This window comes from Pseudomonas sp. PWP3-1b2, assembly GCF_049896045.1.
Lineage (GTDB): Bacteria > Pseudomonadota > Gammaproteobacteria > Pseudomonadales > Pseudomonadaceae > Aquipseudomonas > Aquipseudomonas antarctica_B.
The window spans coordinates 2,352-26,755 of sequence record NZ_JAFCTN010000047.1 but is presented as its reverse complement, the minus strand read 5'-3'; the positions used below and the strand labels follow the sequence as shown (position 1 = coordinate 26,755).

Sequence of the window (24,404 nt, the reverse complement as noted above, 5' to 3'; positions counted from 1 at the left end):
AGGCGTGGTGCAGCCGCTGGCTGTCCAAGGCATTGATCAGAGCCTTGAGCACATGGGTCTGGCCGACCATTTCGCGGAACGAGCGCGGACGCCATTTACGTGCAAGAACCTGATAACTCATCGAAAACCGTCGCAACTGGGAAGCGGAAGCCGGTAATGCTAGCGGAGCAAGGGGGAAAATGCATCCGGCACGCTCGTCTAATCTGACTAACCGCATCGAGTCGAGCCCCCGAAGGCCTGAACCTGAGTGTTTTATGGATGATTTCCGTTACCCGCTTCCCGGCACCTGCGCACGCCCAGCCTTAGCGATTGACCGCCAGCGCCCTTCCAGGCTGATGGCCGCCACACTGGCGAGCACGATCACTGCGCCGAGCATCACCTGCACGCTGACGTGCTCGCCGAGCAAGGTGGCGGCCATCACCATGGCCACTGGCGGAATCAGGTACATCGCTACCGAGGCGCGGCTGACGTCCACGTGTTTCAACACAAAGCCCCAGGCCACGTACGCCAAGGCGCTCGGGAAAATCCCCAGCACCAGCACAGACAGGTTCTCCGGCAAAGGCGCGCGTACCACGGCGGCCGACAGGCCTGGCAGGTTCACGCAGAGCATCAAGGTGCCTGACCAGACCATATAGCAGGCCATGGTCAGCGGGCTGTAACGGTGGGCGTAGTGCTTCTGGATCGCGAAATACACGCTCCAAGACACCGCCGCCAGCAGAATCAGCAGGCCACGCGGGTCGATATCCCCCACGCCGTGGTCGCCCCAAATCACCACCAGCACGCCCACCAGCCCAAGCAGCACGCAACTCCAGCGCCACACACTGACCCGCTCCTTCAAACAGAAAAACGCAATCAACACACTGAACAGGGGCGCCGACTGCGCCAACACACTCGACGCCGCCGCCGTGACCCACTGCTGCCCGTTATTCAGGCTGGTGTGGTGCAGGAACACGCCAAAAAAACCCAGCACCAACAACCAGGGCACGTCCCTTGACTGCGGCCGGCCAATGCCCACCACCAGCGCCACGCCGCCCATGAACACCGAGGCGATCAAAAATCGCAGCAATGCCAACTGGCCCGGGCTATAGCTGTGCAGCCCCATGTGCACACCGATGGGCGAATACGCCCAGCAGAGGATGACGCTGGCAGCGACTAGCGTAAGCTTCAGGGGCGACGGGGTATTCATCGACGGCATCCGGACACTGAGAAGTAGTGCCGTCAGTCTTGGCCCAGGCAAAGCGCAGGACAATTAAGCGTTTCTGACTTCAGATATCACTGGAACTGAGCAATGGAACTGGCCCAACTGAAAATGGTGCGAGCCGTGGCGCAAACCGGCAGCGTGGCTCAGGCCGCCCTGCAATTGCACTGCGTGCCGTCCAACATCACCACGCGCATCAAGCAGCTGGAAAGCGAGTTGGGCACGCCACTGTTTATCCGCGCCGGGCGTGGGCTGGCGATCAGTGCCGCCGGTGAGATCTTCCTGGATTACTGCGAGCGCATCCTCGCGCTGGTGGATGAATCCAAACGCGCAGTGGACGCTAACGCGATTCCCCGTGGCACCCTGCGCATCGGTGCGGTGGAATCCAGCGCCAGCGGGCGACTGCCACCGCTGCTGGCCGAATACCACCGGCGCTATCCGGATGTGAGCCTTGAACTGGTGACTGGCGCGTGGGCCGAGTTACTCGATGACTTGCAACATCACCGTCTGGATGTGGCGCTGGTAGCGGCTGGCGCAAAGCGCGCCAGGCTCGAACACAGTGTGGTCTACAGCGAACGCCTGGTGCTGATTGCCAGCGCGTCTAGTGAGCCGATCAACAGCGCCGAAGACCTGGCCGGCCGCACGCTGCTGGTATGGCCACCCGGCTGCCCCTACCGCGCAGCGCTGGAAAACTGGGTCAAGCCCCATGATTTCAAGCCGAGCATCGCCAGCTATGCCAGCTGGGGCACGATCATCGGCTGCGTCAGCGCGGGGATTGGCGTGGCGTTGGCGCCGGAAGGCATTCTGGCGCGTTACGCGCAGACCAATCAGTTGGCTTCGTACCGGTTCGAAGAATTACAGGCCGTGAACAATCTGCTGTTTTGGCACAAGGACACCCAGCGCCATTTGGCCCGCGATGCATTTGCCGAGCTGCTGCGGGAAACGTTCGGCTAACCGGTAACATTCCCTTTCAGTTATTCTCTCGCCAAATTGATTCTAAACGTAAGGGACTACCATGAATTACTTCCGCGTTTTAATGGCGGCGGCCGCCTTGAGCCTGCCTGCCGCCAGTGCTTTTGCTGCTGCCACGCCCGCCCCTGCGCCTGTTGAAGCCAGCGCACCGGCCGAAACGGCCGAGCACTTCCTCGCCTCACTCAAACAGCAGACCGGCACGGTCACCCTGCCCGGCGATATTGCCACCCTCAAGCTCAACGACGAGTTCTATTACCTCAACCCGGCCGACACCGAGCGCTTGCTGACCGACGGCTGGGGCAACCCGCCGGGCTTCAAGACCTTGGGGATGATCGTGCCAAAAGCCGTCAGCCCGCTGGCGGAACGCGGCTGGGGCGTGATCGTCAGCTACAACAACGACGGGCACATCTCCGACGAGGACGCGGCGAAAATCGACTACGCCGAACTGCTCAAGCAAATGCAGGAAGGAGACGAAGAAGAGAACAAGGCCCGCCAGGAACAGGGCTACTCCGGCCTGCACCTGTTGGGCTGGGCCGAGCCGCCACATTACGATGAAACCACCCACAAAATGTACTGGGCGCGTGAGCTGAAAGCCGATGACGCACAGCAGACGACCCTCAACTACAGCATCCGCGTGCTGGGCCGTGAAGGCGTGCTGGAACTCAACGCCGTGGCAGCCATGGCCGACCTGCCAATCATCAAGCAGGAATTGCCCAAGGTGCTGGCCTTTACCAACTTCACCGACGGCAACCTGTACACCGACTTCAACCCAAGCACCGACAAAGCCGCGACTTACGGCCTCGCGGCCCTGGTTGCAGGCGGAATCGCCGCCAAAGCCGGGCTGTTCGCCAAGATCGGCATCTTCCTGCTCGCCGCGAAAAAATTCCTGGTGATTGGCGTAGTGGCGCTGCTCGCATTGGTGCGCAAACTGTTCAATCGCAACAAGGCCTGACCCCGGACACAAAAACGCCGCAGCGTGGCGAGCACGCTGCGGCGTAGAGGGTTGGTTCAGTGCTGTGCAGTGGGCACAGACAGGCGACTGTATTGATCACTGCTGATCCAGCCGGTGTACGTGTGATCCTTGGCGTTGGTGTATTCGACCTCGGCCCAGCCATCCTTGAACGCCAGCACCCCCACCACATCATCCTTGACGATGTACGGACGTTTTGCCGCATCGTCGCCAGGCGCTTTGAGCAGGTAGGCCTTGTCGGCCAAGACCGTCACCAGACCAATCCACTGCGTGCTGGCGGTTTGGGTCAACTCCAGGCCCGTGGCGATTTCCGGCATCAGCACGCTCATGCAGCCAGGGTGCTGACGGCCCTGCTCCACGGTCAGGGTGACGCCATCGGACGATGCGGCCACAGTGCCGGGGTAGACCTCGTCGAGCCAGGTGCGGAGCGCGTCGGGCGCGCCTTGCAGGTAGAACGCGCAACTGCGGGTTACGCCCTCGCCCAGTGCTTCGGCGTAATAGCCCTCGACCTGATGCTGCGGCGTCACGGCCAGCATCAGCCCTTCGTACTTGCCCGAATGCAGGGCGGTTTCGCTCGCAAATGCCGGCACCACAGCGCACAACGACAACACACCCACTGCTAGAACACGCGTCATCTTATTTTTTCCCTTCCAATGCGTCGTAGGCATTTTTGATACGCCTGTCATAGTCGCCGTAATCCTTGCCGTTATAGTTGCGGGCCATGGCAACATAATCTTTATCTTTCATGGCCTTGATCAATGCCGGGCTTTGGCTGCAAAAACTGATAAACGCCTTAAGTTGGTAGCCGGCATTAATCTTTAATGCCGCGACAAATTCAAACACGGTTTTGTAACCGCATGAAGTGAAGTTGAAACCCATGATCTGAAACATGCCCCAGGACGCCGACATCAGCGCCGCTTCCTGATCCAGCGCAAACGCGGTGGCCATGGTTTCCCAGGCCTTGGTCTGATCCTTGTTATTGGTTTTCCACTGCGGCCCGGCCTTCATTACGTAGACATAGGACAGCAACGGGTGCGCCTGATCGTAGATATGCTTGGTGTACTTGCGAAACAGGTGACCCTCAAACGCAATCACCGGCAACTTCGCCGGCCCGAACCCCGAGCGCCCGCCGGACTCAACGGTGGCAAACGCCTTGACGATATTCACCGAAATACCGCTGCCCAACTGCATTGCGGCGTTCTGGAAGTCGGTGTCGGTGAGGGTCATGCCCCCGTCGCATGTGGCCTGGAGTATCAATTGACGGTTGCGTCGCTCGGCCTCCACCATCGCGCGCATACGGTCCAGATAAACGTTGACTGTGGCCTGCACGGCGTCGCCGTTGTTATTGCCGAACACATTGAGAAAGCTCGGAATGCGTGCCGTCGGGAAGGCGTTTATCGGCACCTTCATCGCTTCCTCAATCAGGCTGTTGAAGGTTCGACCGGTGGGGTCGATCACGCCATCGGGATGGGCATATTTAAGGTGGCGGAACTGATACTGGCTGATGCATTGCACCAACTGGCCGTCGCACTTGCCGTTTTCGGCCAGCGGAAAACCCATCTTGGGGATGATTAAATTGAATAAATACTGGATGCACTGAACATCGGCAGGCAAGTTGCGCGCTTTCCCCGGAGCGCCGACTGAAGCACTGATAAGACGGGGCAACCCTTGCAGGCTTTTCATGACAGACGTCCTTGTTAGTCAGCGAAGTGATAGCACTTCAATCTCAAAGCAGCGCACTTGTCATATTCTGAAACAAATGGCTCGCGCAAGCTAACAAGTCTGTTTTGGCTTGTCCAGTGGGCGCATTGATAGCTGTGAGAAAGCAATCAATGCGCCGCGTAATCAACACAAAAGAGTACTTACACCGCTATTTTTTCTGTTCAAGCGCCTCATAGGCTTTTTTAATGCGCTTGTCGTAGTCGCCGTAGTCGTCGCCGTTGTAATTGGAGGCCATGCCCACATAATCCTTGTTCCTCATCGCTTTGATCAAGGGCGGGGTCTTGCTGCAAAAACCGACGAACGCCTTCAGGTGATTGCCAGCGTTTAGTTTCATCGCGACCACAAAATCGGTGACGTTCTTGTAACCGCAGGCGGCGAAGTTAAAACCCATGATTTGAAACATGCCGTACGAAGCTGACTTCAGCGCGGCCTGCGGGTCTAGCTTGAATGCGTCGGCGAGGGTGCGCCAGGCTGTGGCCTGGTCCCTGTTATTGGCCCTCCATTGCGGACCTGCCTTGACCAGGTAAGGGTATGAGAGCAAGGGGTGAGACTTGTCGTAACTGTTCCCGGTGTACTTTCGGAAGGTGTGCCCTTCAAACGCAATCACCGGGAGCTTGGCTGGCCCGAAGCCGGAACGTCCGCCGGACTCAACAGTGGCAAACGCCTTGATGAGGTTCACCGAAATACCATTGCCCAGTTGGGCGGCCGCATTCTTGAAATCTGCCTCGGTCAGCGTGACACCACCGTCGCACGTCACCTCTGTCAGCCACTGCTGCCGGTCTTTCTCAGGCTGAACTGGCGCTTGCACGGAAGGCGTCGCCTTGCCTGCGTCCTCGACCAGGCTCTTGAAGGTCTGGCCATTGGCATCAATCACGCCGTCGGGGTTTTTCGCCTTCAGGCGAGCAACTTGATACGCACTGATGCGCTGGACCAACTTGGGGCCGGATTTGCCGTCCTCTACCAGAGGCAAATCGGAGGTGGATTTGATCAGATTAAACAGATGTTGAATGGATCGAACGTCGGCAGGGTCGTTGACGGCCTTGCCTGGCGTGCCGACTGAAGCCTTGATAGAAATGGGTAAGCCTTGAAGGCTGGTCATGGCAATCATCCTTAATCAGGGAATGAGTGCCTTCACTTCTCCACTACTCCAGCACGGGTCGTTTACCTGATTCACGCTAGCAGGCGGCATGCAGTTGTCCAGTGGTCATCGACGGCGCAATGTGGCTTGGCAGTTAACTGAGCAAGAAATATTGAGTTGAAACAGAGGGGGTACTGCGAGGAAGAGCGTTATGGAGGCAACCCCACCAGCCACACCCCGGCACACAATGTTCCCGCTGTGGCTGCTGCCTTCCGGCTCTGACCAGGTTCACGGGTAATCGTTGCGGGGGGACCGATGGGGTCACCATAACGACGCCTGCCTCTCGGCAAGCGGGGCCATTGTACCGATCTCATCGGAAGTTACAACCGTTGGTTCAGGATTAAAAATATCCACTGGTTCAAGCACTTGCCTAAGGCCTCGCACCTTGTGGGAGCCGGGCTTGCCCGCGATGCCCCCGACTCGGTGCATCAGTGATATCGCGGTGACGCCATCACCGGCAAGCCAGCTCCCACACACAGCAACTTATTGCGCCTGTACGACCTCATCCGCCCGACCACCCTCCTCCTGGATCACCAGATGGATAAAGTGCAGCTTGGCGATCACCGCTGGCGGCAGCACAAAGGGGTAAAAATCCGGCTGCCCCATGCTGCGCGACAGTTCGTTGAGCATACCGGCCAGTTCGATCCAGGCGTTGACGAACGACAGGAATGCCGTCCCACCGGGGTGTGCGGGGTCATAGAGCGTGGAGAGAGGAAATGGCTGGTAGTCCAGGTCCATCTCGCGGGCGCTCATGCCAAAACCAAGGGCGGTGTCGACGGCGTCCATCATGTGCAGGTAGTGGGCCCAGGTTTCCGCCCAGTCTTCCCACGGGTGCATGGTCGCGTAGGCGCTGACGCAGGTTTGCTGCCAGTCCGGGCGCGGGCCGTTTTGGTAGTGCTGGTCGAGGGCATCGGCGTAGCTGGCGCGTTCGTCACCGAACAGGCTGCGATACGCTTCGAGCCAGTGGCTATCAGCGATCAGCCGATCCCAGTAGTAATGACCAACTTCATGCCGAAAATGGCCGAGCAACGTGCGATAGGGCTCGCGCATTTGCACCCGGACCTTTTCGCGATGAGCGTCATCGGCTTCCTTGATATCCAGGGTAATCAGCCCGTTGGAATGGCCTGTCATCGGCGCATTGCCTTCCAGGTCGATGCCGACAAAGTCAAACGCCAGGCCAGTGTCTTCGTCGACACTCTTGGGCACCACGCGCAGGCCCAGGCTTATCAGTTGCGCCACCAGCCGATGCTTGGCGGTTTCGACCTTGCGCCAGCGATCGTGGTTTTCCGGGATAGACAGGTCGGGAATGGTACGGTTCAGGCTGCACGCCACGCACAGTGGCGCAGTGCTGTGGGCCGGGATCAGCCAGTTACACGCGGCCGGGGTGTCGAGGTTGGCGCAACGGCGAAAGGCACCGGCGTTGAGGTTGTCGTCCGCCAGCCAAGTGTCGGCGACGGGGCCCGGTTGAAGAGATGAAACGCGGCTCTGTTGCGGCTGGTAGCCCAACAGCGCCTGGCAAGCCAGGCACTGGCTGTTGCGAAAGAACAGAGGTTGCCCGCAGCGGCATTGCCATACCTTGCTGTTGCGAGACGCCCCGGCTACGAACGGTGCTGCGATGCGCGAACTGAGTTGCTCGAAGTAGCGGAACATGGCGGTCTCTCCTGGGTGACAGAGACTAGATCATCTCACGCAGGATATCGTTCACTTTCCTGAGAGGGGCTGCTGCGCAGCCCAACGGGAGCAAGCTCCCTCGCCACAGGAGCCCATCAGACGGGGATGTTGTGCCTGGCGAGGAAAGCGACAAAGGCTTCTTCGTCCAGCACGTTCACACCCAGCTCACTGGCTTTGGCCAGTTTCGAACCGGCGCCCGGCCCGGCGACCACGCAGTGGGTTTTCGCCGAGACCGAGCCCGCCACCTTGGCGCCGAGGCTTTCGAGCTTGTCCTTGGCCACGTCGCGGCTCATCAGCTCCAGTGAGCCGGTCAGCACCCACGTGTGGCCTGCTTCCGGCAAGCCTTCGACGACTTTCTTCTCGCTGTCCCAATGCATGCCGAAGTCCTTGAGCTGCTGCTCGATGGCCAGGGCGTGCGTGGCGTTCTCGGCGTTATCAAAGAAATCGCGCACGGCCTTGGCCTGCTTCTCGGGCAGCGCCTGGCGCATATCCAGCCAGTCGGCGTTGATCACGCCTTGCAGGGAGCCGAATTTATCCGCCAGTTTCTGTGCGGCGCCAGGGCCGACGCTTGGCACGTGCAGCTTGTCGAGTAACCCGCCCAAGGTGGTGCTGGCAGCGAACTCGGCACCCAGGTCGCCTTGATCCTGCAATTGCAGGCCGCATTCGTCCGGCGACAGCAGCGCGCCGATCACGTCCCGGTTGTGGCTGTCTTCAAAGAAGCTGTGAATCTCATGCGCCACTTCCAGGCCCACGTCCGGCAGGTAGGTCAACACTTCCGGCAAGGCCTTCTGCACCCGCTCAAGGGACGCCAGCGAGCGCGCCAGCACCTTGGCCGTCTCCTCGCCCACGTCGGGAATGCCCAGGGCGTAGATAAACCGCGCCAGAGTCGGCGTTTTGCTGTTCTCGATGGCGGTGATCAGCTTCTTGCTGGAAATATCAGCGAAACCTTCCAGGTCGATGATCTGCTCGTACGTGAGTTTGAAGAGGTCAGCCGGCGAGCCGATGAGTTTTTCATCCACCAGTTGCTCGATGGTCTTGTCACCCAGGCCGTCAATGTCCATGGCGCGGCGCGAGACGAAGTGAATAATCGCCTGCTTGAGCTGCGCACCACAGGCCAGGCGGCCAACGCAGCGGTACACCGCGCCTTCGCTGACGGTTTCCTTGCCCTTGCTGCGCTTGACCAGTTGCGTGCGCTCCACGTGGGAGCCACACACCGGGCAGGTCTGGGGAATGGGCACGGCGCGGGCAGCTTCCGGGCGGCGCTCGAGTACCACCGAGACCACCTGCGGGATCACATCACCGGCGCGGCGGATAATCACGGTATCGCCGATCATCACGCCCAATCGGGCAACTTCATCCATGTTATGCAACGTGGCGTTGGAGACGGTCACACCGGCCACCTTGACCGGCTTCAAGCGTGCCACCGGGGTCACGGCGCCGGTGCGGCCGACCTGGAATTCCACGTCGAGCAGCTCTGTCAGCTCTTCCATGGCCGGGAATTTATGCGCGATGGCCCAGCGCGGTTCGCGCGCACGGAAGCCCAGTTCACGCTGGGAGGCAATGCTGTTGACCTTGAACACTACACCGTCGATCTCATACGGCAGGCTGTTACGCCGCTCGCCGATATCGCGGTAGTAGTCCAGGCAATCCTGAATCCCCTTGGCCAGTTTCAGCTCGTGGCTGATGGGCATGCCCCATTTTTTCAACTGCTGCAGGTTGCCGATATGCGTGTCGCTGATGTCAGTAGTCACGCCATAGCAGCAGAATTCCAGCGGGCGGCTGGCGGTAATTTTCGAGTCCAGCTGACGCAGGCTGCCGGCGGCGGCGTTGCGCGGGTTGGCGAAGGTCTTGCCGCCCACTTCCAGTTGCGAGGCGTTCAGCCGCTCGAAGCCGGCCTTGGACATGAACACTTCACCGCGCACTTCGAGGGTCGCTGGCCAGCCGCTGCCCTGCAGTTTCAACGGAATATTGCGCACGGTGCGCACGTTGACGCTGATGTCTTCGCCGGTGGTGCCGTCGCCGCGGGTAGCGCCGCGTACCAGTTCGCCGTCCTGATACAGCAGGCTGACCGCCAGGCCATCGAGCTTCGGCTCGCAGCTGTACTCGACACTCCCGAAGAGATCACCCGCCGGTAGATCCAGCCCCTCGGTTACCCGGCGGTCAAACTCCAGCATCGTGGTTTCATCAAAGGCGTTGCCCAGGCTGAGCATCGGAATCTCATGCTTGACCTGCGTAAATGCCGACAGCGCCGCACTGCCCACCCGCTGCGTCGGCGAATCACGCGTCACCAGGTCCGGATGCTCGGCCTCAAGGGCCTTGAGCTCGTGAAACAACCGGTCGTACTCGGCGTCCGGAATGCTCGGCTCGTCGAGGACGTGGTAACGGTAGTTGTGCTGATCCAGTTCAGCGCGCAATTCAAGGATGCGGGTGTGGGCGGCGGTCATGGGTGTTCTCTCAGAAAGCAAAAGAGCAGCCGAAGCTGCTCAAATGGTAGTGCGCTTATTCTACTGACAACGCTGGAGACCAATCCTCAGCGTTTTTGTGTCAGGGCGCGACGCTCAAACTCGACGATGCGCTGACGGTAGTGTTCGATGGTCTGGGCAGTCAGGACGCTGCGTTGATCGTCCTTGAGCTCGCCGTTGAGTTCCTGGGACAGCTTGCGGGCTGCGGCCACCATCACGTCGAACGCTTGTTTCGGGTGACGCGGGCCGGGCAAGCCGAGGAAGAAGCTCACCGCCGGGGTGCTGAACAGGTCGATATCGTCCAGATCAAAAGTACCCGGCTTGACCGCGTTGGCCATGGAGAACAGCACTTCGCCGTTACCCGCCATGCTTTCGTGACGGTGGAAGATATCCATCTCGCCAAAGCGCAGGCCGCTTTCCAGAATGTTCTGCAACAGCGCCGGGCCTTTGAAGCCGCCGGCGTCACGGCAGATCACGCTGATCACCAGAACTTCTTCAGCGGCCGGCTGATCGTTGACCGATTGGCGTGGGGCGCTGCGTTTGGCTGGTGTCTCGTCGGGGAAATCGTCATCGCGGCTGCTGAAGCTCGGGCCATCATCAACGTCGAGGTTAAGGTCGCCCTGATGCGGCTCAGCCGCGCCGGCACTGCCACGTTTGCCACGCTTGGAAGACGGCTCACGGGCTTCGCGCACCGGCGCGCTCATCGACGGCAAGTCATGCTCGTCAAGCTGGGGTTCTTTATGGTTGTCAAGTACACGTGGCGGCCCCAACAGCTCTGCGCTGCTGTCGTCGTCAGGCAAGTTGGACAGGTTGCGGTCCAGACGGAATTTGAGCTTGCCCTTGCCACCGCGCATACGGCGCCAGCCATCAAAAAGAATACCGGCAATGACAATAATGCCGATGACGATCAGCCACTCGCGCAGACCGATTTCCATGTAATCCCGTGCCTCTAATAAAAAATGCTGAAAAATAAGGGGTTTAGCACCGTGCAAACCGCTTTAAAACGTGGCGCCAACTCTATGTTCTGACTGACGTTTTGCCCACGCATACGAAAATTTGACATTAAACTAGCACGACCAAAGATAACTTTACACCGTCTGTCAAAATGCCTTGAACAAATATGTCCATTTGCCATATTTCACAACCGGGTCCATCAGCTTACCGCCTGCTGAAAATTCTCTTTCAACGCCCGCTTCAGGATTCCACCATCGCCATCGCTTCTTCGACATCCACCGCCACCAAACGCGAACAGCCAGGCTCGTGCATCGTCACACCCATGAGTTGATCGGCCATTTCCATGGCGATCTTGTTGTGGGTGATATAGATGAACTGCACGGTCTGGGACATCTCTTTAACCAGTCGCGCATAGCGTCCAACGTTAGCGTCATCCAGCGGGGCGTCAACTTCATCGAGCATGCAGAACGGCGCCGGGTTCAACTTGAAGATCGCAAATACCAGGGCCAACGCGGTGAGTGCCTTCTCGCCACCGGACAACAAATGGATGGTGCTGTTCTTCTTGCCCGGCGGCCGCGCCATGATCGTTACCCCTGTATCGAGTAGATCTTCGCCCGTCAGTTCCAAGTAAGCGCTGCCACCACCGAAAACTTTCGGGAATAACGCCTGTAAACCGCTATTAATCTGATCAAAGGTATCTTTGAAGCGGTTACGGGTTTCCTTGTCGATCTTGCGGATCACGTTTTCCAGGGTGTCCAGGGCTTCCACCAGGTCGGCGTTCTGGGCGTCCAGGTAACGTTTGCGCTCGGACTGCTGCTGATACTCATCAATGGCCGCAAGGTTGATCGCGCCCAGTCGTTGAATGCGCGCGGCAATGCGCTCAAGTTCTTCTTCGGCGTCTTTCTCGTTGGCCTGGGCGGTTAGCGTGTTGAGCACGCCGTGCAGGTCGTAGCCGTCTTCCAGCAACTGGTCTTGCAAGGTCTTGCGGCGCACGGTCAGGGCTTGCCATTCCATCCGCTGTTGTTCGAGTTGGCCGCGAATCAGCTGGGATTGCTGCTCGGCCTGGGTCCGGCGTTTTTCTGCATCGCGCAGTTCGCGGTCGGCGTCTTCCAGGGCGATTTGCGCGGTCTTGAGTTCTTCGTCGACGCTCATGCGCTTGTCGAGCAACTCTTCCAGTTTGAGCCGCAACTCTTCCAGAGGCGCTTCGCCCTCCTCCAGGTTGAGGCTCAGTTGCTCACGCTTTTCGGTGAGGCGTTCGGACTGCATCTCCAGGCGCTCAAGGGCCTGGGCGGTGGACTTATGCTGGGCCTGCAAGGAGCCGAGGCGCACCGCCAATTGGTGCGCGTGGTCTTTGTGCTGGCGGGCTTCCTGACGCACACGATCCAGGCGTTCACGCAGGCTGTCGCGCTGGGCCAGCAGCAGTTCACGCTGCTCGGTGTCCAGCGCCATGCTGTCAAGGGCTTCCTGCAACTGCAGGCGCGCCTCACCGATCTGTTCGTGTTCAAGGGCGCGCTGCTCGCCCATCTCGGCGACTTCTTCGTCGAGGCGAGTACGGCGCAGGGTTAACTGTTCGGCCTTGGCTTTGCTGGCTGAGAGCTGAGCCTTGAGTTCGCCTTGCTGGCGCGCTTCGTCCTGAAGCAGACGGCGCAGGTGTTCGCGGCCAGTCTCTTGCTGGCGCTGGGTGGCGCGCAGGGTTTGCAGTTCGGTTTCCAGGCTTTCCAGGGTGGCTTCGCGCTCTTCACGTTCGGCGCTCAGGCTGACGATTTCCTGGCCACGGGCCAGAACACCGCTTTGGGCTTCACTGGCGCGGCGCACGCGCAAAAAGTGCCGACCGACCCAAAAGCCGTCCCGGCTGATCAGGCTTTCGCCGGCGCCCAGTTGGCCACGCTGGGCCAGGGCGTGTTCCAGCGAGTCCACCGGTTTGACTTGCCCCAGCCAGGGCGACAGATCAATCGCCGCCTCGACCTTGTCCAGCAAGCTGCCCGGCACTCGGGTGCCGTCAGCGGCGGGGCTGAGCAAACGCAGATCGCCCTGGGTGAAACCGGCGAGGTCAAAGCCGCCAAAATCGTCGACCAGCACCGCTTGCAGGTCGGCGCCAAGCACGGTCTCCACCGCCAGCTCCCAACCGGCTTCTACTTTCAAACCCTCGGCCAGGCGCGGACGCTCGGCCAAATGTTGGTCGCGCAGCCATTCAGCCGTGCCAGTGCCGGGGTCCAACGCCGCCTGCTGCAAGGCTTCCAGCGACGCCAGCCGGCCGTTGAGCCGCTGCAAATCACCCTGGGCCTGCTGCTGGGCCTGGGTCGCCTGTTGCAGCTGCTGACGCAGTTGCTCCAGGCGCTCCACTTGCTGCTCTTCGCTGGCTTCGAGGTCTTCCAGCGTCATTTCGCTTTCGGCGAGCTGCTCGCTGAGTTCCATGATCGCCGCGTCTTCCGGGTCAGCCGAGAGCAACGCGCGCTCTTCCTGCATCCGGCGTTGGCGTTCAGCCAAGCGTTCCATGCTGGTTTCCAGCTGCTGGATGCGCGACTGCTGCACTTCGGCCTGGCGGCGCGGCTCGGCGGATTGCAGGTTGAACGTGTCCCACTGCTCCTGCCAGCACTGCATGGTGGTTTCGGATTCTTCCAACGCGGCGGCGGCTTCTTCGGCGGCGGCGCTGGTGATTTCTTGCTCGGGCGTGAGCATGTCCAGCTCTTCACCGAGGGTCAGCAGCAACGTGCGGTCGTGGCCCAGGTGAGATTCAGTCTCCAGGCGCGCGCGTTCGGCCTCTTTGAGGTCATCCTGCAACTGGCGCAGGCGCTGCTGGCCGTGCTGGATGCTCTGCTCGACCCGGGCGATATCGCCGCCCACCGAGTAGAAACGCCCTTGCACCAGATTGAAGCGTTCAGACAGCTCATGGTGACCGTCGCGCAGGCGCTCGATGCTGGCATCGGCATTGCGCTGTTCGGCCACCAGGGCTTCAAAGCTGATTTCCTGGGTGCCGATAATCGCTTCGCGCTGGCCGACCTGCTCATTCAACGCCTGCCAGCGCAGGGCCGACAGTTGCGCCTTGAGTTGGCGCTCCTCGCCCTTGTATTCCTGATACTTCTCGGCGGCCTGGGCCTGGCGGTGCAGGCGCTCCAACTGGCGCTCCAGCTCTTCGCGCAGGTCAGTCAGGCGGGCAAGGTTTTCATGGGTGCGGCGAATGCGGTTTTCGGTCTCGCGGCGGCGCTCCTTGTACTTGGAGATACCGGCGGCTTCTTCGATAAAGTTACGCAGGTCTTCAGGCTTGGCTTCGATCAGCTTGGAGATCATGCCCTGCTCGATGATCGAGTAGCTGCGCGGGCCAAGGCCGGTGCCGAGGAAGATGTCGGTAATGTCGCGGCGACGGCACTTGGTGCCGTTGAGGAAGTAGCTGTTCTGGCTGTCGCGGGTCACTTTGCGGCGAATGGAGATTTCCGCGTAGGCGGCGTATTCGCCGACGAGGGTGCCATCTGAGTTGTCGAACACCAGCTCAATGCTGGCCTGGCTCACCGGCTTGCGGCTGGTGGAGCCGTTGAAGATGACGTCGGTCATCGACTCGCCACGCAGGTTTTTTGCCGAGCTCTCGCCCATCACCCAGCGGACGGCGTCGATGATGTTCGACTTGCCGCAACCATTGGGCCCGACCACCGCCGCCATGTTACTGGGGAAGTTCACCGTGGTCGGGTCGACGAAGGATTTGAACCCCGCCAGTTTGATGCACTTGAGCCGCACGCTTAGGCGTCCGCCAACGCAGCGATGACCAGCGAGCAACTGCGCTCGCCGTAGGCCGACAACACCTGGCGAATCTGCGGCAAGTCACGGGCGAGCACGGCGGCGAGCAACTGCTCGAACAGCACCAGGTACTCGCTCATGGACGCCTTGCGTTGCTCCAGCGCCAGGTAATAGGCGCGGTTCATCGCCGGCTGCAGGTTCTCGACGGTTTCCTGCAAATACGGGTTGTTGGCGAACGGGTACGCAGCGCGCATCACGTTGAAGCTTTCTTCGACGAAGGCGCGAATGTCCTGGCGTTCGAAACTGACGATCAGGCGCTGCTGGATTTGCACGAACGGCGCCATGTCGGCCTGGGTCTGCCAGCCCTCGGCAACCGCATTACCGAGCAGGATGTACAGCTCGCCCATCAACGTGCACAGGCTCTGCACCTTGTGCGCGGTGAGTTCGGTGACGTGGGCGCCACGGCGCGGCAGGATCGCGATCAGGTGGCGGCGTTCAAGGATCAGCAGGGCTTCACGCACGGAACCACGGCTGACATTGAGCGCCAGCGTGACTTTCTGCTCCTGGATCCGCTCCCCAGGCTTGAGATCGCCGCGAATGATACGTTCGGCGAGGTGGTGAGCGATTTGCTCGGCGAGACTGTCCGGCGCCTTGAACGTCATGTTTTCCCTTCAAAATCTGCTATCGGTACAAGCGCGGCAGTGTAGCGCATTGGCCCGCTGATGGCGCTACGCCCACGGCGGCGAATTTGGCATGAAATAAGCAACGTATCGCAGGTAAAGGCCTGCAAAAACGCCAGTTTCAGAAGACTGAACCCTAATTAAATGTGTTGCGATCGCATTTTCTTGACCCTTAAGTCAGAAAACAATTGACCGAAAAGTCAGACATGACTAGATTCGGCGCAAAGCGGTTAACAACAATAATGAGTCTGCGAGGCCTTCCGTGATCCAGTTTTTACTAAACCAGGAACTCCGTAGCGAGCACGCCCTGGACCCCAACCTGACCGTGCTCAACTATTTGCGTGAGCACGTGGGCAAATCCGGTACCAAGGAAGGCTGCGCCAGCGGCGATTGCGGTGCGTGTACCGTGGTGGTCGGCGAGTTGCACACCGATGCACACGGTGCGCAACAGATTCGTTATCGCAGCCTCAATTCCTGCCTGACCTTTGTCTCCTCCCTGCACGGCAAACAACTGATCAGCGTCGAAGACCTCAAACACCAGGGCCAACTGCACAGCGTGCAACAAGCCATGGTCGAGTGCCACGGCTCGCAATGCGGCTTTTGCACACCGGGTTTTGTGATGTCGTTGTTTGCGCTGCAAAAGAACAGCGACGCTCCCGACAGCCAAAAAGCCCACGAAGCCCTGGCCGGCAACCTGTGCCGCTGCACCGGCTATCGCCCGATTCTCGCCGCCGCCGAACAGGCCTGCTGCAACAAACCGCAGGATCAGTTCGACAGCCGCCAGGCCGAAACCATCGCCCGCCTCAAGGCCATCGCACCAACCCAAACCGGCGAGTTGAACAGCGGCGACAAACGCTGCCTGGTGCCGCTGACCGTCGCCGATCTGGCCGACCTCTACGACGCCTATCCGCAAGCCCGTCTACTGGCTGGCGGCACCGACCTGGCGCTGGAAGTCACGCAGTTCCACCGCACCCTGCCGGTGATGATCTACGTCGGCAACATTGAAGAAATGAAGCGCATCGAAGACTTCGACGACCGCCTGGAAATCGGCGCCGCCACAGCCCTCTCCGACTGCTACACCGCGCTGCACCACGAATACCCGGACTTCGGCGAACTGCTGCACCGCTTCGCCTCGCTGCAAATTCGCAACCAGGGCACCCTCGGCGGCAACATCGGCAACGCCTCGCCGATCGGCGATTCGCCGCCCCTGCTGATCGCCCTCGGCGCGCAGATTGTGCTGTGCAAAGGCAACACCCGCCGCACCCTGGCGCTGGAAGACTACTTCATCGACTACCGCGTAACTGCGCGCCAGGACAGCGAGTTCATCGAGAAGATCATCGTGCCCAAGGGCCACATGCTGTTCCGAGCCTATAAGGTGTCCAAACGCCTCGACGATGATATTTCCGCGGTGTGCGCCGCCTTCAACCTGACGATTGAAAACGGTGTAATCAGCCAAGCCCGCGTCGCCTTCGGCGGCATGGCCGCCACGCCAAAACGCGCGAAAAGCTGCGAAACCGTGCTGGTCGGCGCCACGTGGAACTCCGCTACCGTGGAGAAAGCCTGCGCCGCCCTGGCCGAAGATTTCACCCCGCTCTCGGACTTTCGCGCCAGCAAGGAATACCGCCTGCTCAGCGCGCAGAACCTGCTGCGCAAATACTTCATCGAACTGCAAACGCCGCACATCGAGACTCGGGTGACCGCTTATGTCTAACCATCACGCCGATGTAAAAACCCAGGCCGAACTCGCCGAGCTGTTCGCTCAGGACCTGACCTCCGGCGTCGGCCGCAGCGTCAAACATGACAGCGCCGCCAAGCACGTGTCCGGTGAGGCGCAGTACATCGATGACCGCCTGGAATTCCCGAACCAGTTGCACCTGTATGCGCGCATGTCCGACCGCGCCCATGCACGCATCATCAGTATCGACACTGCGCCCTGCTACGCCTTTGAAGGCGTGCGCATCGCCATCACCCACGAAGACGTGCCGGGCCTGAAAGACATCGGCCCGTTGATGCCCGGCGACCCGTTGCTGGCCATCGATACCGTGCAGTTCGTCGGCCAAGTGGTGCTGGCAGTAGCGGCCCGCGACCTCGAAACCGCGCGCAAAGCCGCCATGGCTGCGGTGATCGAATACGAAGACCTCGAACCGGTGCTCGACGTGGTCGAAGCCTTGCGCAATAAACACTTCGTACTCGACAGCCACACCCACCAGCGCGGCGATTCGGCGGGCGCATTGGCGACGGCGAAAAACCGTATCCAGGGCACGCTGCACATTGGCGGCCAGGAACACTTCTATCTGGAGACGCAAATCTCTTCAGTGATGCCCACCGAAGACGGCGGCATGATCGTCTATTGCTCCACGCAGAACCCCACCGAAGTGCAGAAGCTGGTGGCCGAAGTGCTGGACGTGTCGATGAACAAAATCGTCGTCGACATGCGCCGCATGGGCGGTGGTTTCGGCGGCAAGGAAACCCAAGCCGCCAGCCCGGCGTGCCTGTGCGCAGTGGTTGCGCGCCTCACCGGCCAGCCGACCAAGATGCGCCTGCCGCGCGTCGAGGACATGCTGATGACCGGCAAGCGCCACCCCTTTTATATTGAATACGACGTGGGCTTTGACGACACCGGCCGACTGCACGGGATCAACCTGGAACTGGCGGGCAACTGCGGCTGCTCGCCGGACCTGTCGAACTCGATTGTCGACCGCGCGATGTTCCACTCCGACAACGCGTATTACCTGGGCGATGCCACGGTGAACGGCCATCGCTGCAAGACCAACACCGCGTCCAACACCGCCTATCGCGGCTTCGGCGGCCCGCAAGGCATGGTCGCCATTGAGGAAGTGATGGACGCCATCGCCCGGCATCTGGCCCTCGACCCGCTGGCTGTGCGCAAGGTCAATTACTACGGCAAGACCGAGCGCAACGTCACCCACTACTACCAGACCGTCGAGCACAACATGCTCGAAGAAATGACCGCCGAGCTTGAGGCCAGCAGCCAATACGCCGAGCGCCGCGAAGCGATCCGCCTGTACAACGCCCACAGCCCGATTCTGAAAAAAGGCCTGGCGCTGACGCCGGTGAAATTCGGTATTTCATTTACCGCCAGCTTCCTTAACCAGGCCGGTGCGCTCATCCACATTTACACCGACGGCAGCATCCACCTGAACCACGGCGGCACCGAGATGGGCCAGGGCTTGAACACCAAGGTGGCGCAGGTGGTGGCGCAGATTTTCCAGGTCGACATCGACCGCGTGCAGATTACTGCGACCAACACCGACAAGGTGCCCAACACCTCGCCGACCGCTGCGTCCAGCGGCGCCGACCTGAACGGCAAAGCCGCACAGAACGCAGCAGAAATCATCAAGCAACGGCTGGTGGAATTCGCTGCGCGCAAGTACGACGTGAGCGAAGCCGACGTGGAGTTTCACAACGGCCATGTGCGCGTGCGCGAGCAGATTTTGACGTTTGAAGCGCTGATCCAGCAGGCGTATTTCGCCCAGGTGTCGCTGTCGAGCACGGGGTTCTACAAGACCCCGAAAATCTTCTACGACCGCAGCCAATCGCGCGGTCGGCCGTTCTACTACTTCGCATTCGGCGCGGCCTGTTGCGAAGTGATCGTCGACACCCTGACCGGCGAATACAAGATGCTGCGCACCGACATTCTTCACGACGTCGGCGCCTCGCTGAACCCGGCCATCGACATTGGCCAGGTGGAAGGCGGCTTTATCCAGGGCATGGGCTGGCTGACCATGGAAGAGCTGGTGTGGAACAACAAGGGCAAGCTGATGACCAACGGCCCGGCCAGTTACAAGATTCCGGCAGTGGCTGACATGCCCCTGGATTTGCGCGTGAAGCTGGTGGAAAACCGCAAGAACCCGGAAGACACGGTGTTCCATTCCAAGGCCGTGGGCGAGCCGCCGTTCATGCTCGGGATTGCGTCGTGGTGTGCGATCAAGGATGCCGTGGCGAGCCTCGGTGACTATCGCCATCAGCCCAGGATTGACGCGCCAGCGACGCCGGAGCGGGTGTTGTGGGGGTGCGAGCAGATGCGCCAGTTGCAGGCGGCGAAGGCTGTTGAGACTGAAACCGAGATGGCTTCGCTTTAGACCGAGGCGCTGCCATCGCAGGCAAGCCAGCTCCCACATTTGATCGTGGTTTGCAGACCAGGTGTGAGGGAGTTCAGCTCCTACAATTTTTGATGTGTAAATACATTCAAATGTGGGAGCTGGCTTGCCTGCGATGGCGGCCGAACTGACAACAGAAATGTTGAGGTGACTATGCACAACTGGATCAGCGCCCTCGCCGACCTGCAAAACCGCGGCGAACCCTGCGTACTGGTGACCATCATCGAAGAGCTCGGCTCCACGCCGCGTAACGCCGGTTCGAAGATGGTCATCAGCGCTGCGCACACCTTCGACACCATCGGCGGCGGGCACCTGGAATACAAGGCGATGCAGATTGCCCGGGACATGCTTGTGCGCGGCCAGCAGAACACCCATCTGGAGCGCTTCAGCCTCGGCGCCAGCCTGGGTCAGTGCTGCGGCGGCGTGACGGTGCTGCTATTCGAACCGATGGGCCAGGTGCAGGCGCAGATCGCGGTATTCGGCGCTGGCCACGTTGGCCGTGCGCTGGTGCCGTTGCTGGCCAGCCTGCCGTGCCGCGTACGCTGGATTGATTCGCGCGATCAGGAGTTCCCGGAGCACATCCCCCAGGGCGTACGTAAAATCGTCAGCGAAGAGCCGGTCGACGAAATTGCCGACCTGCCGGTGGGCAGTTACTGCATCGTCATGACCCACAATCACGCACTGGACCTGGAACTGACCGCCGCGCTGCTCAAGCGAGATGACTTCACCTACTTCGGCCTGATCGGTTCGAAAACCAAACGGGTCAAGTTCGAACACCGCCTGCGTGATCGCGGCTTCGACACCGCACAGCTGCAACGCATGCGCTGCCCCATGGGCCTCACCGAGGTGAAGGGCAAATTACCGGTGGAGATTGCCATCTCCATCGCCGGCGAAATCATCGCCACCTATAACGCGAATTTCGGCCAGCACACCGCGAGCGCCGAACCTATTGCCAAACTGCTGCCGGCTTCGCGTCGCAGCCAAGCCATTTGAATTGAGATGACCATGCCTTTGACACGCAAAGCCTACCGTGCCGCCATTTTGCACAGCATCGCCGACCCCGCCGAAGTGGGCATCGAAGCCTCGTACGAATACTTCGAAGACGGCCTGCTGGTGATCGAAAACGGCCAGATCAGCGCTGTCGGCCATGCCGGTGACTTGCTGCCGACCCTGCCCGCCGACATCGAAGTCATCCATTACCAGGATGCGCTGATCACTCCCGGCCTGATCGACACCCATATCCACTTGCCGCAAACCGGCATGGTCGGTGCCTATGGCGAGCAGTTGCTGGACTGGCTGAACACCTACACCTTCCCCTGCGAAAGCCAGTTCGCCGACAAGGCCCATGCCGAAGAAGTCGCGGATATTTTCATCAAGGAACTGCTGCGCAACGGCACCACCACTGCGCTGGTCTTCGGCAGCGTGCACCCACAGTCGGTGAATTCGTTCTTTGAAGCCGCAGAGAAGCTCGACCTGCGTATGATCGCCGGCAAAGTGATGATGGACCGCAACGCGCCGGACTACCTCACCGACACCGCCGAAACCGGCTACCAGGAAAGCAAGGCGCTGATCGAACGCTGGCACGGCAAGGGCCGCCTGCACTATGCCGTGACGCCGCGTTTCGCGCCGACCAGCACGCCGCAGCAACTGGAACTCGCCGGGCAACTGCTGGGCGAATACCCGGACCTCTACATGCAGACTCACATCAGTGAGAACAAGCAGGAAGTCGAGTGGGTGAAGGAGCTGTTCCCGGAGCGCAAGGGCTACCTGGACGTGTACGACCATTACAAACTGCTGGGCGAACGCTCGGTGTTTGCCCACGGCGTGCACCTGTGTGACGACGAGTGCGCGCGCCTGGCCGAGACCGGTTCAGCGGTCGCGTTTTGCCCGACCTCGAACCTCTTCCTCGGCAGTGGTTTGTTCAACCTGCCGATGGCCGAGAAGCACAAGTTGAATGTGGGCCTGGGCACGGACGTGGGCGGCGGCACCAGCTTCTCGCTGCTGCAAACCTTGAACGAAGCGTACAAAGTGATGCAGTTGCAGGGTGCGCGTTTGAGCCCGTTCAAGTCGCTGTACCTGGCCACCCTGGGCGGCGCGCGGGCACTGCGCCTGGAAGACAAGATTGGTACGTTGCAACCGGGTACGGATGCGGACTTTTTGGTACTGGATTACAACGCCACGCCGCTATTGAGCTATCGCTTGAAGCAGTCGAACAACATTGCCGAGACGTTGTTTGTGTTGATGACGCTGGGGGATGACCGGACCGTGTTGCAGACGTATGCGGCGGGGCAGTTGGTGCATCAGCGCTAATATCAGTCGCCATACAAAACCAAATGTGGGAGCGGCTTTTTGTGGGAGCTGGCTTGCCTGCGATGCAGTCACCTCGGTCTTTCAGTTAGACCGAGGGGATGCTATCGCAGGCAAGCCAGCTCCCACAAAAGCCAGCTCCCACATTGTTGATTGGGATCAGAGTTTGACCGAAGAGCGCCCTGGCTTCTTGGTCTGCAACAAATGCGAAAACACCGCATGCAAATCATCCGACGCGCTTTCCTCATCGAGGTTGAGCTTGCTGTCGATGTGATCCATGTGATGCATCATCAGGTTCACCGCCAGCGTCGCGTCCCGTGCCTCGATCGCGTCGATCAACTGCGTGTGTTCATCGTAGGAGCAGTGCGAGCGGTTGCCGCTTTCGTACTGCGCGATGATCAACGATGTCTGCGACACCAGGCTGCGCTGGAAGCTGATCAGCGGGGCGTTCTTCGCCGCTTCGGCCAGCTTCAGGTGGAACTCGCCGGAGAGGCGGATACCCGCACCGCGATCGCCGCGCGAAAAGCTGTCACGCTCGTCGTTGACCATCTGACGCAATTCAGCCAGTTGTTCGGCTGTCGCGTGCTGCACCGCCAATTCCGTGATCGCCCGCTCGACCAAACGGCGGGCCAGGAACACCTGGCGCGCTTCTTCGACACTGGGGCTCGCCACCACCGCGCCACGATTGGGCCGCAGCAACACCACGCCTTCATGGGCCAGGCGCGACAGCGCGCGGCGAATGATGGTGCGGCTGACGCCGAAGATTTCGCCCAGTGCCTCTTCACTCAATTTGGTACCGGGTGCCAGGCGTTGTTCGAGGATCGCCTCGAAGATATGCGCATAGACGATATCGTCCTGGGTTCCGCTGCGTCCGGCCTTGCCGGCTCGCGGTTGTTTCTTGAGAGGTTGCAACTGTTCGTTCATGGGCACTCGGATCGGGAGAACGGCGGCGAATTAACGGTAATACGGCAACAAACGGTTGCTGGCAAGTATCACCTAAAAACAGGGCACATTGTACACAACCGCATACGCCAACACACTGTACGGCTGTTTGCGGCCCCGGCTGTATTGCAATGAGTCGTTACGTTTGAGTTTAGGCTTGAATCTGCGCCTTCACCGGCAAACACCCAGGTAAAAGGAACACCTCTCGATGACCGACGCCACTCAAGCGCCTTTGCGCCCACTGGCCGACACTTCTGCGTCGGCCGTAGTCGCCGGCTTTATCGCCATGATGACCGGCTACACCAGCTCCCTGGTCCTGATGTTCCAGGCCGGCCAGGCCGCCGGCTTGAGCACGGCGCAGATTTCTTCATGGATCTGGGCGATCTCCATCGGCATGGCCGTGTGCAGCATCGGCTTGTCTTTGCGCTATCGCACGCCGATCACCATTGCCTGGTCGACACCCGGCGCGGCCTTGCTCATCACCAGCCTTGGCGGCGTGAGTTATGGCGAGGCCATTGGCGCCTACATCACGTGCGCGGTGCTGGTCACGCTGTGCGGCCTGACCGGCAGCTTTGAAAAACTCGTCAAGCGCATTCCGGCTTCACTGGCGGCCGCGTTGCTGGCGGGGATTCTGTTCAAGATCGGCAGCGAGATTTTTGTGGCCGCGCAGCATCGCACCGGCCTGGTATTGGGGATGTTTTTCACCTACCTGATCATCAAGCGCGCGTCGCCCCGCTATGCCGTGTTGGCCGCGCTGGTGATCGGCACCGTGCTCTCCGGGCTGATGGGCCTGCTGGACTTCAGCGGCTTCCACCTGGAAGTCGCGACGCCGGTGTGGACCACGCCGCACTTCTCGCTGGCCGCGACCATCAGCATCGGCATCCCGCTGTTCGTGGTGGCGATGACCTCGCAGAACATGCCCGGCGTCGCAGTACTGCGCGGCGACGGCTACACGGTGCCGGCCTCGCCGCTGATCACTACCACCGGCCTGGCTTCCCTGGTGCTGGCGCCATTCGGCTCCCACGGCATCAACCTGGCGGCGATCAGCGCGGCGATCTGTACCGGGCCGCATGCCCATGAAGACCGCAACAAGCGCTACACCGCCGCGGTGTGGTGCGGGGTGTTCTACGGGATTGCCGGAGTATTTGGCGCGACATTGGCGGCCTTGTTCGCAGCGCTGCCTAAGGAGCTGGTGCTGTCGATTGCGGCGTTGGCGCTGTTTGGCTCGATCATCAATGGCCTGAGCATCGCCATGAATGAGCCGAAGGAACGGGAAGCGGCGCTGATCACCTTTATGGTCACCGCGTCAGGCTTGACGTTGTTTTCCATCGGGTCGGCGTTTTGGGGGATTGTGGCGGGGGTGTTGACGCTGCTGATTCTGAATTGGCGCAAGGCATAAAAAAACGGCGACCCTCAGGTCGCCGTTTTTTTTAGTATCACTTAGCCGCGTTGATCGGCTTTTCCGGATACCACACGTCCAGCAGTGGGCTGACTTCAGCGCTTTTCAGTTCGCTGCGGCCTTTGAGCCAGCTTTCAAC

Annotated in this window: 18 protein-coding genes and 1 other RNA gene; 7 read left to right on the top strand and 12 right to left on the bottom strand. The window is 60.4% G+C overall.

Annotation, left to right across the window (positions count from 1 at the left end; translation table 11 throughout):
- Positions 1-121: hypothetical protein (locus ACP7A2_RS23200; RefSeq protein ID WP_426136132.1), on the bottom strand; the 121-nt coding region annotated here is incomplete at its 3' end.
- 147 nt (positions 122-268) lie between these two features.
- Positions 269-1,186, bottom strand: a complete 918-nt coding sequence (locus ACP7A2_RS23195) for a DMT family transporter (RefSeq protein ID WP_426136117.1) — start codon at positions 1,184-1,186, stop codon at positions 269-271.
- A gap of 102 nt (positions 1,187-1,288) precedes the next feature.
- Here ACP7A2_RS23195 and ACP7A2_RS23190 point away from each other — a divergent pair, with 102 nt between their 5' ends.
- Together ACP7A2_RS23190 and ACP7A2_RS23185 are read left to right on the top strand one after the other, a co-directional pair.
- Entirely contained in the window at positions 1,289-2,152 is an 864-nt protein-coding gene (locus ACP7A2_RS23190) for a LysR family transcriptional regulator (protein ID WP_426136116.1), read from the top strand.
- Positions 2,153-2,213: 61 nt separating this feature from the next.
- Positions 2,214-3,122: a DUF2167 domain-containing protein gene (locus ACP7A2_RS23185; protein WP_426136115.1), complete on the top strand. Its 909-nt coding sequence runs from the start codon at positions 2,214-2,216 to the stop codon at positions 3,120-3,122.
- A 56-nt stretch (positions 3,123-3,178) separates the two neighbouring features.
- On the opposite strand, the gene ACP7A2_RS23180 is transcribed toward ACP7A2_RS23185, so the two are convergent.
- The 9 genes from ACP7A2_RS23180 to ACP7A2_RS23140 all read right to left on the bottom strand — a co-directional run bounded on the left by ACP7A2_RS23180 (position 3,179) and on the right by ACP7A2_RS23140 (position 15,478).
- Positions 3,179-3,775, bottom strand: a complete 597-nt coding sequence (locus tag ACP7A2_RS23180; RefSeq protein ID WP_426136114.1) for a hypothetical protein — start codon at positions 3,773-3,775, stop codon at positions 3,179-3,181.
- A gap of 1 nt (position 3,776) precedes the next feature.
- On the bottom strand, positions 3,777-4,823 hold the full coding sequence (locus ACP7A2_RS23175) for an N-acetylmuramidase family protein (RefSeq protein WP_426136113.1): 1,047 nt from the start codon (positions 4,821-4,823) through the stop codon (positions 3,777-3,779).
- A gap of 187 nt (positions 4,824-5,010) precedes the next feature.
- Complete coding sequence (locus ACP7A2_RS23170) at positions 5,011-5,961, bottom strand: N-acetylmuramidase family protein (RefSeq protein WP_426136112.1); 951 nt, start codon at positions 5,959-5,961, stop codon at positions 5,011-5,013.
- 200 nt (positions 5,962-6,161) lie between these two features.
- Positions 6,162-6,258: signal recognition particle sRNA small type (gene ffs, locus ACP7A2_RS23165), an RNA gene on the bottom strand.
- 225 nt (positions 6,259-6,483) lie between these two features.
- Entirely contained in the window at positions 6,484-7,650 is a 1,167-nt protein-coding gene (locus tag ACP7A2_RS23160; RefSeq protein ID WP_426136111.1) for a zinc-binding metallopeptidase family protein, read from the bottom strand.
- 116 nt (positions 7,651-7,766) lie between these two features.
- Positions 7,767-10,115: an NAD-dependent DNA ligase LigA gene (ligA, locus tag ACP7A2_RS23155; protein WP_426136110.1), complete on the bottom strand. Its 2,349-nt coding sequence runs from the start codon at positions 10,113-10,115 to the stop codon at positions 7,767-7,769.
- An 86-nt stretch (positions 10,116-10,201) separates the two neighbouring features.
- Entirely contained in the window at positions 10,202-11,068 is an 867-nt protein-coding gene (gene zipA / locus ACP7A2_RS23150) for a cell division protein ZipA (RefSeq protein WP_426136109.1), read from the bottom strand.
- Between the two features lie 259 nt (positions 11,069-11,327).
- Positions 11,328-14,816, bottom strand: a complete 3,489-nt coding sequence (gene smc / locus ACP7A2_RS23145) for a chromosome segregation protein SMC (protein ID WP_426136108.1) — start codon at positions 14,814-14,816, stop codon at positions 11,328-11,330.
- Between the two features lie 2 nt (positions 14,817-14,818).
- Positions 14,819-15,478, bottom strand: a complete 660-nt coding sequence (locus ACP7A2_RS23140) for a GntR family transcriptional regulator (protein ID WP_426136107.1) — start codon at positions 15,476-15,478, stop codon at positions 14,819-14,821.
- Positions 15,479-15,758: 280 nt separating this feature from the next.
- Between ACP7A2_RS23140 and xdhA the strand changes: the two genes are divergently transcribed.
- The 4 genes from xdhA (at position 15,759) to guaD (ending at position 21,927) form a co-directional block, all read left to right on the top strand.
- Entirely contained in the window at positions 15,759-17,207 is a 1,449-nt protein-coding gene (xdhA, locus tag ACP7A2_RS23135) for a xanthine dehydrogenase small subunit (protein ID WP_426136106.1), read from the top strand.
- Positions 17,200-19,599, top strand: a complete 2,400-nt coding sequence (xdhB, locus tag ACP7A2_RS23130; RefSeq protein WP_426136105.1) for a xanthine dehydrogenase molybdopterin binding subunit — start codon at positions 17,200-17,202, stop codon at positions 19,597-19,599. The genes xdhA and xdhB overlap by 8 nt, the downstream gene beginning before the upstream one ends.
- A gap of 171 nt (positions 19,600-19,770) precedes the next feature.
- Positions 19,771-20,610, top strand: coding sequence for a xanthine dehydrogenase accessory protein XdhC (xdhC, locus tag ACP7A2_RS23125; RefSeq protein WP_426136104.1), 840 nt, complete (start codon positions 19,771-19,773; stop codon positions 20,608-20,610).
- 12 nt (positions 20,611-20,622) lie between these two features.
- Positions 20,623-21,927 carry a guanine deaminase gene (gene guaD / locus ACP7A2_RS23120; protein ID WP_426136103.1) on the top strand — a complete coding sequence of 435 codons (1,305 nt, stop codon included), beginning with the start codon at positions 20,623-20,625 and terminating at the stop codon, positions 21,925-21,927.
- Positions 21,928-22,083: 156 nt separating this feature from the next.
- Here the strand turns inward: guaD and ACP7A2_RS23115 are convergent, their stop codons facing one another.
- Positions 22,084-22,848 (bottom strand): GntR family transcriptional regulator, encoded by a 765-nt coding sequence (locus tag ACP7A2_RS23115; RefSeq protein ID WP_017134778.1) that lies wholly within the window; start codon positions 22,846-22,848, stop codon positions 22,084-22,086.
- Between the two features lie 226 nt (positions 22,849-23,074).
- On the opposite strand from ACP7A2_RS23115, the gene ACP7A2_RS23110 reads away from it, so the two are divergent.
- Positions 23,075-24,265, top strand: a complete 1,191-nt coding sequence (locus ACP7A2_RS23110) for a benzoate/H(+) symporter BenE family transporter (protein ID WP_426136102.1) — start codon at positions 23,075-23,077, stop codon at positions 24,263-24,265.
- Positions 24,266-24,404 lie beyond the last annotated feature (139 nt).

Excerpts from the sequence above, each read along its gene's own strand:
- ACP7A2_RS23195 (WP_426136117.1), bottom strand. The coding sequence starts at position 1,186 with ATGAATACCCCGTCGCCCCTGAAGCTTACGCTAGTCGCTGCCAGCGTC.
- ACP7A2_RS23190 (WP_426136116.1), top strand. The coding sequence starts at position 1,289 with ATGGAACTGGCCCAACTGAAAATGGTGCGAGCCGTGGCGCAAACCGGC.
- ACP7A2_RS23185 (WP_426136115.1), top strand. The coding sequence starts at position 2,214 with ATGAATTACTTCCGCGTTTTAATGGCGGCGGCCGCCTTGAGCCTGCCT.
- ACP7A2_RS23180 (WP_426136114.1), bottom strand. The coding sequence starts at position 3,775 with ATGACGCGTGTTCTAGCAGTGGGTGTGTTGTCGTTGTGCGCTGTGGTG.
- ACP7A2_RS23175 (WP_426136113.1), bottom strand. The coding sequence starts at position 4,823 with ATGAAAAGCCTGCAAGGGTTGCCCCGTCTTATCAGTGCTTCAGTCGGC.
- ACP7A2_RS23170 (WP_426136112.1), bottom strand. The coding sequence starts at position 5,961 with ATGACCAGCCTTCAAGGCTTACCCATTTCTATCAAGGCTTCAGTCGGC.
- ACP7A2_RS23160 (WP_426136111.1), bottom strand. The coding sequence starts at position 7,650 with ATGTTCCGCTACTTCGAGCAACTCAGTTCGCGCATCGCAGCACCGTTC.
- ligA (WP_426136110.1), bottom strand. The coding sequence starts at position 10,115 with ATGACCGCCGCCCACACCCGCATCCTTGAATTGCGCGCTGAACTGGAT.
- zipA (WP_426136109.1), bottom strand. The coding sequence starts at position 11,068 with ATGGAAATCGGTCTGCGCGAGTGGCTGATCGTCATCGGCATTATTGTC.
- ACP7A2_RS23140 (WP_426136107.1), bottom strand. The coding sequence starts at position 15,478 with ATGACGTTCAAGGCGCCGGACAGTCTCGCCGAGCAAATCGCTCACCAC.
- xdhB (WP_426136105.1), top strand. The coding sequence starts at position 17,200 with ATGTCTAACCATCACGCCGATGTAAAAACCCAGGCCGAACTCGCCGAG.
- xdhC (WP_426136104.1), top strand. The coding sequence starts at position 19,771 with ATGCACAACTGGATCAGCGCCCTCGCCGACCTGCAAAACCGCGGCGAA.
- guaD (WP_426136103.1), top strand. The coding sequence starts at position 20,623 with ATGCCTTTGACACGCAAAGCCTACCGTGCCGCCATTTTGCACAGCATC.
- ACP7A2_RS23115 (WP_017134778.1), bottom strand. The coding sequence starts at position 22,848 with ATGAACGAACAGTTGCAACCTCTCAAGAAACAACCGCGAGCCGGCAAG.
- ACP7A2_RS23110 (WP_426136102.1), top strand. The coding sequence starts at position 23,075 with ATGACCGACGCCACTCAAGCGCCTTTGCGCCCACTGGCCGACACTTCT.